The sequence below is a fragment of the Planococcus halocryophilus genome, assembly GCF_022489025.1.
In the GTDB taxonomy this organism is placed as follows: domain Bacteria; phylum Bacillota; class Bacilli; order Bacillales_A; family Planococcaceae; genus Planococcus; species Planococcus halocryophilus_A.
The window spans coordinates 85,346-98,321 of record NZ_JAKVTG010000009.1 but is presented as its reverse complement, the minus strand read 5'-3'; the positions used below and the strand labels follow the sequence as shown (position 1 = coordinate 98,321).

Here is a 12,976-nt window from a genome sequence, read left to right as displayed (position 1 = left end):
TTACTATACGTGAAACATCTGAAAATGTTTCATTAAAAAATTTAAACTGAAACTTTTCGGTTAGCTCGTCGAACTCCCCTAGCTTCTAAAAATTTTGAGGACGTAAACAAAATTAAGGCACTCCATATTAATGAAAACGAAATGATTTTAATCACATCAAAAGCTTCTCCATAAATGAAAACACCGATTAATAGCATTAATGACGGGGCAATATATTGAAGGAACCCAATCATATACATCGGAATTAATGGAGCTCCAATGGCAAACAACAATAATGGAAATGCTGTAATCAATCCACTAGCTAATAACAAACTATCTGTCGACAACCCCATCTGTAAAAAAGAGACGCGGTCAATGGAAAATAAATAAAAATAATACCCAATTGCGAGCGGAAAAACAAACAAAGTCTCAATCGCTAATCCACGAAGAGCATCGAGTCGAATTGTTTTTTTGATTAATCCGTAAAAAGCAAAGCTAAATGCCATACCAAGTGCTAACCAAGGCAAAGAGCCGAAAGAGAAAGTTAAAATCAAAACGCCTGTCGCAGCTAGCAAGAACGCAACTTTTACCGCTGGTGATAATTTTTCTTTCAAAAAAATGGCCCCCAATAACATCGAAATCAATGGATTGATGTAATAGCCAAGGCTAGTTTCGACGATCCGATCATGAGAAACTGCATAAACATAGAAAAACCAATTGGCGGAGATTAAAAAAGACGCAAGCATTAATAAGAAAAACTTCTTCTTCGCTGCCCATAAACTTTTCAAGTCAAGCCATAATTGACGACCTCCATTAATTAATAAAATAAATCCAAGAGTCAATATAAAAGACCAAATAATCCTCGCTGCCAACACTTCATCTGCCGGGACATGTGCAAGCTGTTTCCAAAAGATCGGCATGAACCCCCATAATGTGTAAGTTAAAATAATGACCAAAACACCTTTTTTAGAATCTATCACTCTGCATCGCGCACCATTCTTATTATATTTTGTATTTCGAAATAATAGTCTCATTATAGGCTGCTAATAGGCAGAAAGTAAATGTAGGTGCATTAATATTCAGCCATAAAAAAACAGTGTAAAAAGAAACACCTCTCATTAAAAAAAGAGGTGTTTCTTTTTTAGGATGCGTTTAGTTTTTTACACTTTCTTGCTGACGCAATTCTACACGTCGAATTTTTCCTGATGCCGTTTTTGGCAATTCTGTTCGGAAATCAATGGCCCGCGGATATTTATACGGAGCCGTTAGTTTTTTCACATGATTTTGTAAGTCTTTTACTAACTCATCTGATGCAAATTCACCTTCTACTAAAACAACAAAAGCTTTAACGATTGTGCCACGAACTTCATCTGGTGCGCCGATAACTGCACATTCCTGAACAGCTGGATGCTTGACTAGCGCATCTTCGACTTCAAATGGCCCGATTGTATAACCGGAGGAAATGATGATATCGTCTCCGCGACCTTCAAACCAGAAATAACCATCCTTATCTTTAGACGCTTTATCACCAGTAACATAATAATCTCCGCGGAACTGCATACTAGTGCGTTCAGGGTCTTTAAAATATTCTTTAAACAATGCAGGTGTTTCTACATGAACTGCAATATCTCCAACTTCGCCAACAGCGCATGGTTTACCTGAGTCATCGATAATCTCTACACGGTTGCCCGGTGTTGGTTTGCCCATTGAGCCCAGACGAGATTCCATGCCTTTCATAACACCAACGAGTAAGGTATTTTCCGTTTGACCATAGCCATCTCGTACTTCCAACGAAAAATGCTCTTTAAAGACATTGATCACTTCGGCATTTAGTGGTTCGCCTGCCGATACTGCACTATGCAATGCGGACAAATCATATTTCGCTAAATCTTTTTGCTTGGCCATTAATCGATATTCCGTCGGTGTACAGCAAAGCACGTTGATTTTACGTGTTTCCAAAAGATCCAAATACACTGTAGGATCAAATTTTCCGTTATAAACAAAACCAGTAGCTCCACTACCCAACGTTGCTAAGAACGGACTCCAAATCCATTTTTGCCAGCCTGGACTTGCTGTTGCCCAAACGACATCGCCTTCTTTCGCTCCTAGCCAGTGTTCTGCTGACGTACGAAGATGTGCGTATGCCCAGCCATGACTATGGACCGCGCCTTTTGGATTTCCAGTAGTTCCTGATGTATAGGACAAAAACGCCATATCATCTTTTTTGGTTGGTGCAGCTTTGTATTCTTCAGAAGCGCTTGCCATTTCATCTAGTAATGAAATCCACGATTGATCTGAATCACCGATAACAAACTTCACGACATTGTCCATTTCTTTTACGCCTTCAAATTGATCCATAAATGGCTCATATGCAATAACTGCTTTCGCATCACTGTGATTTAATCGATACGCAATATCTTTAGCACGCAGCATCTCAGAACTAGGTATAACGGCTAACCCCGCTTTTAGCGCTCCTAAGTAGGCAACATATGCTTCAATAAGGCGTGGTACCATCACAAGCACGATATCCCCTTTCACTAGTCCTGCTTTTTCAAAGCTATTCGCTGCACGATTCGCTCGTTTGATTAATTCATCATATGTAAGTTGATGTTTCTCACCTTTATCGTTTTCCCAGAGGATTGCAAGCTTGTCTTCTCCTGTTGCATATCGCTCAATTTCTTCAACTAAATTATATGATTCTGGCGCTAACAAATCTTGTCTTTTCAAAATAATTCCTCCTGCTCTTGATGTAAGTGCTTGTCCATATATTATTATACAATAGAAATTTAAGTATTCATACAATTTCATATAATTCGACTACTAAGCAATAAATTATACCGAAACATTATTTTTATCTATCTGGCTTTACTCATCTATAAACGTTCCTATTTAAAACAACAAAAAAACCTCCTAAAAGGAGGCTTCACATTCATAAAAAATCTTCAAATTGGTTAACTTTAGGACGCGGGAACTGGATTACTTCCCGTTCTGCTACAGCTTCTTCGATCAACTCATCAAAAGACACAAAGTTCTCATAGTATTCTACTTTTTCAAGCTTCGGTTTGGTCTTTGGATTAGCCGGTGTGAAAATTGTGCAGCAATCTTCAAACGGTCGTATGGAAATATCATAAGTCTCTATTTGTTGAGCGATATCAATAATTTCTAATTTATCCGTCGCAATAAGCGGGCGTAATACCGGCGTATTCGTCACTGCATTAATCGCTTGCATGCTCTCTAAAGTCTGACTCGCAACTTGCCCTAAACTTTCTCCCGTAATAATCGCTCTGCAATTGGTTTCCGCTAATACCAAATCCGCTACACGCATCATCATGCGACGTGTAGAAGTCATTGTGATATTATCAGGCACTTGCTTATGCACTTCTTGTTGAAGCTTTGTAAAAGGAATAATATGCAGTTTGACAGATGAACCGAATTGCGACAATCTCTCAGCCAGATCAAAAACCTTTTCCTTTGCACGATCATTAGTAAACGGCGGGCTAAAAAAATGGATTAGTTCTAATCTGACGCCTCGTTTTAACATATGATAGCCTGCAACTGGACTGTCGAGACCGCCTGATAGCATTAACAAAGCTTTGCCTCCTGCTCCAACTGGTAAGCCTCCAGCTCCTTGAATGACTTCTGCCATCATATAAACGGCTTCTTTTCGAACTTCCACTTTCAAATCAATCTCAGGATCTTTCATTTGAACTTTTAAATCTGGAAAGATTCTTAATACATGAGAGCTTAGTTCTTTCATGATTTCAGGTTTTTCGTGAGGAAATTCTTTGAATGGTCTTTTTACCGATACTTTAAAACTTTTATCGGTATCTTCTATTTTAGCAATTACGGCTTCTGCTGTTTTTTTCATAGCTTCGATGTCTAGTTCACATGCCGTTACTGGACTAAACGATTGGATACCAAATACATGGGGCAAACGCTCAATCACTTGAGCCAATTCTTGTTCATCGTCTGAAGTGATAAACATGCGGTCGCGTTCGGCCTTTATGTGAATTTGGTCTAAGTCAGAAAAAGTTTGTCTGACATTGTCGCGTAGCCTTCCGATAAATGAACTACGATTTTTGCCTTTTGTTGATAATTCTCCGTAACGGACAAGAATTTGATTGGTTTTCATAACAGTTTAAACTCCTTTAATCATGCGGTATACCCGCTGAAACGCTTTTTTTAGCGCATTGATGTCTTGTTCAGTTGTAAACTCGCCAAAGCTAATTCGGATTACACCATCTTTAAACTCTCGCGGTAAACCAATAGCTAGAATTACCGGACTTGCTTGGCTATTTTTTGATGAGCATGCACTTGAAGTAGAGATGATTACCGATTCTTTTTGTAAACCGGATACAAGAATTTCACCTTTTAACCCTTTTACTGCTACTGTCAGAATATGCATGGCCCCGTTTTTAGGACTCACAATTTTGACACCCGTAAATCCCGAAAAAAATTGACGCAATTCTTGATTCCATTGCGAATACAATGGGTTTGGCGCAGCCAATCTCAATGCTTTCGCCAATGCCACTGCATTTGGTACAGAAACAGTACCGCTTCGCATGTCGGATTCTTGACCGCCACCGTATTGGATAGCTTGTAAATCTACTCCGGAATAGGCTAGTAATCCGCTACCTTTTAAGCCGTGTATTTTATGCCCTGATATGGTCAATAAATTCGGCATAGCAGTTGTGTCAAAATCGAGTTTGCCGATACTTTGAACAGCATCCACATGGAAAAAGATGCGCCGCTTTTTCAAGAGATGCGCAATGTCTGCAATTGGATGAACGGTTCCAATTTCATTATTAACATGCATGAGTGATACTAGAATCGTATCGTTTCGCAAAGAATTTTTCAACTTGTCAATATTGATCTCTCCGGCATTTCCTACTGCCAAGCGCGTAATTTCAAATCCTTCGCTCTCTAATGCATCAATACTTTTCAACACAGAAGGATGTTCCGTTTCGAAAGTAATAATATGTTTACCACGATGTTGATAGTTTCGAGCTGTCCCAATCAATGCCAGGTTATTAGCCTCTGTGCCACCAGATGTGAAGATGATCTTATCCATATGCAGCAACTCTTTTATTTGGCTGCGTGCAGTTTCTAACAAATCTTCAGCCTGATTGCCTAATTCATGGAGTGACGCTGGGTTTGCATAAAACTGTTCGTTAACTTTCACAAAAGCGTCAAGTACTTCTTTTTTCGGCTTAGTCGTTGCACTATTATCCAAATAAATCATCTTGCCACCTCCGAAAAGAAAACCACCAGCAATGTCAGCTGGTGGTTTTACATTTTGTTTTGTTTACATGCATTAAGCGTCTTCTTTAACCAATACTTCAATTCGTTTCATTGAACCTGGTTCAAAGTTTTCAACCGCTGTTGCGGCTTCTTCTAATGCTTTCGTGTAGCGAAGCTGTCTGAATGATTCTTCAGCCTCTTCCAGTTTTGCATCTAATTGAAGATTGGATTTGCGGTAACGGTTTCCGTATTGAATAATGCGTTCAATCAATAGGACATTCTCAACCATTTCAACTGCTTTCGCATGGCCATCTTCAATACTTTTTTCAGCTTGCTCTAAATAACTATGCACTAACTTAATATTCAATGGAACTTCTCGTAAAGTTTGCATCGTAACAAAGAGATGTTCTTCAGCTTCTTCAAGACGCACATCCATGTCTTCCGGTATTCCAGGTATATTGGCTTTGTGTAACACACGATCTGTTTCTTGCAATTTGCGTTTTAATAGCTCTACTTTTTCGCGAGCCTTGTTTTCTTCGATACGCAAGTTCTTCAATGCCGTCATAAAATCAATTTGAGTCGAATCGACAATCGATAAGTCTTCACGAATATGAACCAATTCTTCTTGAAGACTTGAATAAGCTGATTGATCTTCTTCTAAACGAGTCATCAGTAGTTCAAAGCGTTTTGCTAATTGCTCCATCTTGTCCATACACGATTTAGGAATAGCCGCTTCGCTTTCAGTAATTTTATAGCTATGTTGAACGTATCTGCTTTCTTCTTCCATTTCTTTCGTATCGCGCGCTACAACTTCTAAATGACGTTCTGTGTCAATACGGTGCTCATCCACATACATCTTCGCTTCAACTTCTTTTTCTAACATTTCATAAAACGAATCGATGCGATCTTTTATTTTTTCAACAGCAATTTTTGTTTGTGTCATTTCTAAGTTTTCAATGTTTTCTTTCAGTACTTCCAACTCTTCTTCTATTTCATCAAGTTGAAGGGTTAACTCTAAATGCCCAAGATAATAAGAGTTTTCTTCCATTTCACTCTTACCTTGACGCAATTCAGCAATATAAGAAGGGATTTTCGTTTGAATATCCGCCAATAATGAAGGAATATCGTCTACTAATAAAAACGCTTCTTCGCCTTCTGCTGATAACCCAATGACAATTTCACGAGCTTTCAAGTAATTGCCTTCGCCCGTTAGTTTTTCGTATTCATCAAATAACGGAATAAACGATTCGAGTTTTTTCTCAAGTGGTTCACCTGCTGCTCCGTAAGATTGCTGGTGAGCCAATAGATTTTTACGTGCACGTCTATATTTTTCTTGAAGAAGATCAATTTCGCTGCGATTTTTCTCTTCGCTACCGATCAATTCTTCCAACTCCACCAAAATGCTGTTCATTTGTTGATCAACGCTATCAATCTTCACTTCTGTATCTTGTTCTAGTTTTGATGCTTTGTTAAATCTAAAACGATTGATCGCTTCCTCAGCATCGTATAGTGAAGCATCAATTTTCGGGATATGTACGTCCATGATTTCAGTCCATACGTTGCGCCAGCGTTCGAACATTTCTTCTGTCTGGCCGTTCATGTTCAATTGTTTCACTTTAGTTAGTTCTTCAAGAATTGGTTTATTTTGTATTTGCAGTTTTAACTGTTCCAAGCGCTCAATTTCAGCTAAATGTTTTTTACGAAACATAAAACCAATGATTGTTACCGCTAATAGAATGATGACCGCAATGATGATATACTCCATCATAAGTCACATAGCCCCCTGTTCCAAAATCACATTACCAGTTATACGTAAATGTATTCATGATTCTTTTATTTTAACATGTATTCTACTCTTTTGTTTGCCAAATTAGAAGAAAAGCGATTATATTTTTTAATAAGTAGAAAAGAGGATGCCTTAATGAGACGAGATGGTCACATTCACACCCCCTTTTGTCCACACGGGACAAAAGACTCAACTAAATTATACATTGAAAAAGCAATAAAGTCCGGATTTACTGATATTTCATTTACAGAACATGCACCACTTCCAGCCAATTTCACTGATCCAACACCTGACCAAGACAGTGGCATGAGCATGACTCAGCTATCATCATATATAGATGAAATTACCCACCTTAAAAATGTTTATCAAAAAGATATTCGCATTCGCTTAGGGTTGGAAGTCGATTATATCGAGGGCTTTGAAAAAGAAACGACTCATTTTTTAAATGATATGGGTCCAGTTCTAGACGATGCCATTTTGTCGGTTCATTTTCTGCAAGTAAATGACCAATATTTTTGCGCTGACTTCAGTAAAGAAATTTTTACAGAACTCGCAGTGGCTTGTGGATCTGTAGAAGCTGCTTATCAGCTTTACTATGACACCCTTGAAAAATCGATTTACGCAAACCTTGGACAATTCAAACCAAATCGAATTGGACATCCAACATTGATTCACAAATTCCAAAAAGCACATGGCGAAAAGATCAATGATGACAAACAAATTCGGCATATTCTTCAGCTTATGAAAAAAAACGGCTTTGAACTGGATGTAAACGGTGCAGGATACTCGAAACCAGAGTGTTTGGAAGCTTATCCCCCACTCCCTTATATCGAATTTGCTAAATCACTTGGTATTCCGTTAGTGTTCGGCTCAGATGCCCATAGTGTCAATGGCTTGCATAAGCATTACGACAAAATTTATACTTACTTAAGTTAACGAAATTTGATTTACAACAAATACTATAAACTGAAACGAGGGAATTTTTTTATGTTCACACAAGCAAATTACAGTGGCAGCAGCATCGAACAATACACCATGCTTTCAAAGCAATTAGATGCTTTGTTAGACGGCGAGAAAAACAGCATTGCCAATTTAAGCAACGCCTCTGCTTTACTCAATCAATTTCTTGAACGCATCAACTGGGTTGGGTTTTATTTGATGGAAGAAGGCGAGCTTGTCCTTGGTCCTTTCCAAGGTTTGCCGGCTTGTGTACGAATTCCTGTCGGAAAAGGCGTTTGCGGTACAGCCGTTGCTGACAAAAGAACAATGTTAGTGGAAGACGTTCAAGCATTCCCTGGCCACATTGCATGTGACGCAGCAACACGTTCTGAAATCGTTGTTCCCTTGATGAAAGAAGATCAAGTAATCGGCGTTTTAGATATTGACAGCCCCGAGCTAGATCGTTTCACAAAAGACGATCAGCAAGGCTTAGAACTTTTCGTTAACGTGTTAATGAAACATTTATAATTGTAAAAAACCCGAAACTCACGTTGTGAGTTTCGGGTTTTTTTTAGATTTCTTGAAGTTTTGGTTTAACTTGCTCAAATGCTTTGTTTAGATCAGCGATCAAGTCATTCGTATGCTCAAGTCCAATTGACAAGCGCAGCAAGGAATCACTAATCCCCATCGCTTGTCTGCTTTCAGGAGGCACCACCGCATGCGTCATTGTTGCCGGATGTTGAATTAATGTTTCGGCATCGCCTAAACTAACCGCAATTTTGATAAGTGATAACGCATTTAAAAAGGCTTGCGCTTCTTTTTTACCACCTTCGATTTCAAATGAAATCAACCCGCCACCTTCACGCATTTGGCGTTTCGCAATTTCAACCTGCGGATGACTGTCATCGAACGGATAATATATATTTTTCACGATTTCTTGTTGTTTTAAAAAGGCTAATACAACTTTTGTGTTGCTAACATGTCGATCCATTCTGACATGCAGCGTTTTTAATCCTCTAAGCAATAGCCATGCATCAAATGGCGACATAATGCCACCGACATCTTTTTGTACGGTCATACGAATATGTTGCATCTCTTCAGCATCGCTTCCGACTAGCACTCCACCGACCACATCCCCATGACCGTTCAAGTATTTCGTTGCGCTGTGCAAAACAAAGTCTGCACCCATTCGTAACGGATTTTGCAAATAAGGTGAACAGAACGTATTATCCACAACGACACGAATATTATGTTTTTTCGCTACAGCCATTACTGCTTCAAGATTCACGAGTTCCATTGTCGGATTGATTGGCGTTTCTACGTAAATGCAAACGGTCTCTGGACGAATCGCATTTTCTACTTCTACTTCTGTTGTCATCGACACCAAGCTATGCGTAATTCCGTATTTTTCTTCCATAATTTCTAATAGCCCAAACGTACATCCGTAAATACCTCTTGAGCAAAGGACATGATCTCCTGCTTTAGTCAAATAAATTAAAATCGCACTAACTGAGGCCATCCCCGACCCAAAAGCTAATGCACCTTGACCTCCTTCAATTTCCGCCATTCGCTCTTCGAGTACGCGAACTGTTGGATTTCCAAGACGCGAATAAATATTACCTTCGCAATTTCCTGCAAAACGATCTTCCCCCTGCTCTGCATTAGCAAACGAATACGTTGAGGTTTGATAAAGCGGTGTCACCAAACTATCATGATGTTTTGTACTGTCATAACCTTTGTGGATAACCGCCGTTTCAAAATTCATCTCTTGTTCTTTCATAACCAATACACCCCTTAGACATTATAGAAAGCGCTTACATACATTCTCACTTTCATTCTACCCCGTCTAATAAGAAAAAGAAAGCTAGTACTCCAAACTATTCTATGGCTTGCTGTTGACTTGAGGTTCCAAAATCAGTTATACTATTCTTTGTGTAAAATAATCGCAGCAGTTGTATGTGCGTGTTTGTCCATTCTATTCCTCATAGCAGGTGTATCGTGTAACTCTTTGGCTGCTGAGCGAAGGTACAAGAATATAAAATGGCTTGCAGCATGAATGCATCTGGTTTTTATTTTACTCTAAAAACCAAAAACAGAGGAGGAGACTTATATGTCTCGTTATACAGGTCCATCATGGAAACTGTCACGCCGCTTAGGAATTTCCCTTACAGGCACAGGTAAAGAATTAGAAAAACGCCCTTACGCACCAGGTCAACACGGTGCTAACCAACGCAGAAAAGTTTCTGAATATGGTTTACAACTACAAGAAAAACAAAAACTACGCTTCATGTTCGGAGTTACTGAACGTCAGTTCAAAACTTTGTTCAACAAAGCTGGCAAAATGCCTGGTAAACACGGTGAAAACTTCATGATCCTTCTTGAAGCTCGCCTTGATAACGTTGTTTATCGTTTAGGTCTTGCGCGCACTCGTCGCCAAGCTCGCCAAATCGTAAACCACGGCCACATCCTTGTTGATGGCAAACGCGTTGACATTCCGTCATTCAGCGTGAAACCAGGACAAACAATTGCTTTCCGCGAAAAATCAAGCAATCTTGATGTAGTAAACGAAGCAATCGAAGTAAACAACTTTGTTCCTGAATACGTTACTATCGATACTGATAGCAAAACAGGAACTTTCGTACGCTTTCCAGAGCGTAGCGAATTGTCTGCTGAAATCAACGAACAGTTGATCGTTGAGTACTACTCACGTTAATTCCAACTTGATTTCGAAAACCTCTCAAAACCTTTCAAGGTTTTGGGAGGTTTTTTCTTTCGTTTTTGAAATACGCAAATAAACTAGGTTATTGCGCAAACAAAGCGCGCTATCCTGCAAACAACTTCAACGTTGCCGCAAGCAAACCACTCTATTGCGCAAACAAACTTCTATCCCGCAAACAACCCGTGCCATTGCGCAAGCAAACTATTCGAATCTGCAAACAACCAAGCCCATCCCGCAAATAAAAACGGCATCCCTTTGAATAAAATCAAAAAAATCCCTAGAACCAATTATGGTTCTAGGGATTTTCATCAAAACGAATCAATTTGATTTTGTTTTAACGCATGAGCTAGTGTATTATACACTTCAATATCTATAAACTTAATGCCCAACTGCACAGCTGTTTGAGCAATCACCGGGCTAATGCCTGACAAAGCAACTTGTACACCGATAATTTCCAAGCCTTTAATCAGTTGAAATACTTGTTGCGCAACCATTGTATCGATCATCGGCACACCTGATAAATCGATAAACAATTTATCCAAATCGTGTTTAGAACTTTGAGCTAAAGCTTTTTCAAATATAATTTCTGCTCTATGCGGAGTGATTTCACCGACTAGTGGCAACATACCAATTTTTTTTGCTAATAAAATAACCGGCGCACTCATCTCCACAATCATCTGTTGCTGGGAATTCATGCGCTTTTCCGCAGCTTTCGAATTTTGATCCGTAAATTCAACAATCACTTTGCTAATAATTTGAACAACCGCTTGTGTCCATTCCATCAATTTTTCATGGCTGACTTGTTCTTTATTTTCTAACGCATACTTTCCAAGTTCATTTAAATATTGTTCTTGAGTACGGAAAAATTCACCAATGACGTCTACGATTGGTGTGTCTAGATGAGCTTCATCTTTTACAATAGATTCTATCCACCCCTGAAAATTTGTTACAAAGTCTTTGTTTTCTTTTTCAAACATCGTGCAAAAGCGAAGATGAAATTCGTGATTCTGTTTTTTTAACAATGCTATTTTATCAGGATCTGTCGTACCGTAGACACCAGCTTTACTTTTGTTTAAAGAACTATACCAGTCCTCCGTCATTTTCAAAGTCCGTCCGCTTAAGTGTTCGTATAAGTCTTGATCTTTCAACATTTAACAGCTATTGCTGCAAATCGACACTCGGTACCGTAATACGCAAGTTCACATTCTTTAATCGATTAGGCAATAGCTTCACCCCGCTCTCGCTATTAATTTCCAGTCATTTGTTTATTAATTTTATTGAAATCCAATTTATCTACACCTGTATATTTACCCGGACTTCTGTTTGTTAAACACAAGCTCCTCTTTCTTCATTAAATAAAAACGAAATAAAGACAGCGTTCCTGAATTTTACAACTTGTGTGCTTTCTTCCTTATATAATACTTTGTTTTCACAGTTTCTTCAAATAGGAAGAATTTTTTTCATTAGTCATGGTAAACTGGAAAAAATGGAGGTGGAGCTGGATGCGAATTATTTCAATTTGTCCAAGTAACACGGAACTTTTAGCATTTTTAGATGCTGAACATCTGTTAGTCGGGATTGATGATTATTCTGACTGGCCAAAACAAATTACGACATTGCCTCGACTTGGACCTGATTTATCCATTCGGATGGATGAACTCGAAGCGTTAAAACCTGATTTAGTGCTAGCTTCTTTAAGCGTTCCCGGAATGGAAAAAAACGTCGATGAATTGGTACGACGAAACATCCCGCATCTTGTCCTTGATCCCCAATCGCTCGATGAAATCGGACAAGACTTATTACAAGTAGCCGAAGCATGCGGAATCAATGCGACAGCAATCCATTCTGAATACTTGGCCGTTATCGAAGACATCAAGTCACGTGGAAAACGAGCAAATAATTGTCCGTCATTATACTGGGAATGGTGGCCAAAGCCTGTTTTCACTCCCGGCAATATTAACTGGTTAACTGAAATTAGCAGCATGACTGGTGCTCGCAACCTTTTTGAAGACATCGATTCTGCTAATATTCAAACCGATTGGACAGATGTACTAGAGCGGCAACCCGATTATATTTTACTTGCTTGGGTCGGCGTTTTAACCTCAAAAGTAAAGCCTGAACTTGTCAAAAAACGGCCTGGCTGGACTGACATGAAAGCTATCGATCAGATTCATGTAATGGAAGAAGAATTGTATTGCCGCCCTTCTCCACGCTTAATCGAAGGCGCTATACGGTTAGGAAAACTAATTCACCCAGACGAATTCGAAGATATGGAACTGCCTCGTTTCATCAAAGAAAAACAAATGTAACAT

Annotated in this window: 11 protein-coding genes; 4 read left to right on the top strand and 7 right to left on the bottom strand. The window is 39.0% G+C overall.

Annotated elements, in window-relative coordinates; all coding sequences use genetic code 11:
- Positions 1-41: 41 nt before the first annotated feature.
- From rarD to ezrA, 5 genes are all read right to left on the bottom strand, one after another.
- Positions 42-959, bottom strand: a complete 918-nt coding sequence (gene rarD / locus MLE13_RS11660; protein WP_240749861.1) for an EamA family transporter RarD — start codon at positions 957-959, stop codon at positions 42-44.
- A gap of 172 nt (positions 960-1,131) precedes the next feature.
- Complete coding sequence (gene mbcS / locus MLE13_RS11655; protein WP_240749860.1) at positions 1,132-2,706, bottom strand: acyl-CoA synthetase MbcS; 1,575 nt, start codon at positions 2,704-2,706, stop codon at positions 1,132-1,134.
- Between the two features lie 202 nt (positions 2,707-2,908).
- The gene (gene thiI / locus MLE13_RS11650; protein WP_240749859.1) at positions 2,909-4,111 is read right to left on the bottom strand and encodes a tRNA uracil 4-sulfurtransferase ThiI; all 1,203 of its coding nucleotides are present in this window, start codon (positions 4,109-4,111) and stop codon (positions 2,909-2,911) included.
- Between the two features lie 6 nt (positions 4,112-4,117).
- Positions 4,118-5,221, bottom strand: a complete 1,104-nt coding sequence (locus tag MLE13_RS11645) for a cysteine desulfurase family protein (protein ID WP_240749858.1) — start codon at positions 5,219-5,221, stop codon at positions 4,118-4,120.
- 72 nt (positions 5,222-5,293) lie between these two features.
- Positions 5,294-6,988: a septation ring formation regulator EzrA gene (gene ezrA, locus MLE13_RS11640; RefSeq protein ID WP_240749857.1), complete on the bottom strand. Its 1,695-nt coding sequence runs from the start codon at positions 6,986-6,988 to the stop codon at positions 5,294-5,296.
- 153 nt (positions 6,989-7,141) lie between these two features.
- Between ezrA and hisJ the strand changes: the two genes are divergently transcribed.
- Both hisJ and MLE13_RS11630 read left to right on the top strand, forming a co-directional pair.
- On the top strand, positions 7,142-7,942 hold the full coding sequence (gene hisJ, locus MLE13_RS11635) for a histidinol-phosphatase HisJ (RefSeq protein ID WP_240749856.1): 801 nt from the start codon (positions 7,142-7,144) through the stop codon (positions 7,940-7,942).
- 51 nt (positions 7,943-7,993) lie between these two features.
- Positions 7,994-8,473: a GAF domain-containing protein gene (locus MLE13_RS11630; protein WP_240749855.1), complete on the top strand. Its 480-nt coding sequence runs from the start codon at positions 7,994-7,996 to the stop codon at positions 8,471-8,473.
- 43 nt (positions 8,474-8,516) lie between these two features.
- On the opposite strand, the gene megL is transcribed toward MLE13_RS11630, so the two are convergent.
- A complete protein-coding gene (gene megL, locus MLE13_RS11625) occupies positions 8,517-9,725 on the bottom strand; it encodes a methionine gamma-lyase (protein WP_240749854.1) in 1,209 nt (402 codons plus the stop codon).
- A gap of 330 nt (positions 9,726-10,055) precedes the next feature.
- On the opposite strand from megL, the gene rpsD reads away from it, so the two are divergent.
- Positions 10,056-10,658, top strand: coding sequence for a 30S ribosomal protein S4 (gene rpsD, locus MLE13_RS11620; protein WP_240749853.1), 603 nt, complete (start codon positions 10,056-10,058; stop codon positions 10,656-10,658).
- A 314-nt stretch (positions 10,659-10,972) separates the two neighbouring features.
- Here rpsD and MLE13_RS11615 read toward each other — a convergent pair whose 3' ends face one another.
- A complete protein-coding gene (locus MLE13_RS11615) occupies positions 10,973-11,764 on the bottom strand; it encodes an STAS domain-containing protein (RefSeq protein ID WP_240749884.1) in 792 nt (263 codons plus the stop codon).
- A gap of 402 nt (positions 11,765-12,166) precedes the next feature.
- Here MLE13_RS11615 and MLE13_RS11610 point away from each other — a divergent pair, with 402 nt between their 5' ends.
- On the top strand, positions 12,167-12,973 hold the full coding sequence (locus MLE13_RS11610; RefSeq protein ID WP_240749852.1) for a cobalamin-binding protein: 807 nt from the start codon (positions 12,167-12,169) through the stop codon (positions 12,971-12,973).
- Positions 12,974-12,976: the final 3 nt, after the last annotated feature.

Excerpts from the sequence above, each read along its gene's own strand:
- thiI (WP_240749859.1), bottom strand. The coding sequence starts at position 4,111 with ATGAAAACCAATCAAATTCTTGTCCGTTACGGAGAATTATCAACAAAA.
- MLE13_RS11645 (WP_240749858.1), bottom strand. The coding sequence starts at position 5,221 with ATGATTTATTTGGATAATAGTGCAACGACTAAGCCGAAAAAAGAAGTA.
- ezrA (WP_240749857.1), bottom strand. The coding sequence starts at position 6,988 with ATGATGGAGTATATCATCATTGCGGTCATCATTCTATTAGCGGTAACA.
- hisJ (WP_240749856.1), top strand. The coding sequence starts at position 7,142 with ATGAGACGAGATGGTCACATTCACACCCCCTTTTGTCCACACGGGACA.
- MLE13_RS11630 (WP_240749855.1), top strand. The coding sequence starts at position 7,994 with ATGTTCACACAAGCAAATTACAGTGGCAGCAGCATCGAACAATACACC.
- megL (WP_240749854.1), bottom strand. The coding sequence starts at position 9,725 with ATGAAAGAACAAGAGATGAATTTTGAAACGGCGGTTATCCACAAAGGT.
- rpsD (WP_240749853.1), top strand. The coding sequence starts at position 10,056 with ATGTCTCGTTATACAGGTCCATCATGGAAACTGTCACGCCGCTTAGGA.
- MLE13_RS11615 (WP_240749884.1), bottom strand. The coding sequence starts at position 11,764 with ATGACGGAGGACTGGTATAGTTCTTTAAACAAAAGTAAAGCTGGTGTC.
- MLE13_RS11610 (WP_240749852.1), top strand. The coding sequence starts at position 12,167 with ATGCGAATTATTTCAATTTGTCCAAGTAACACGGAACTTTTAGCATTT.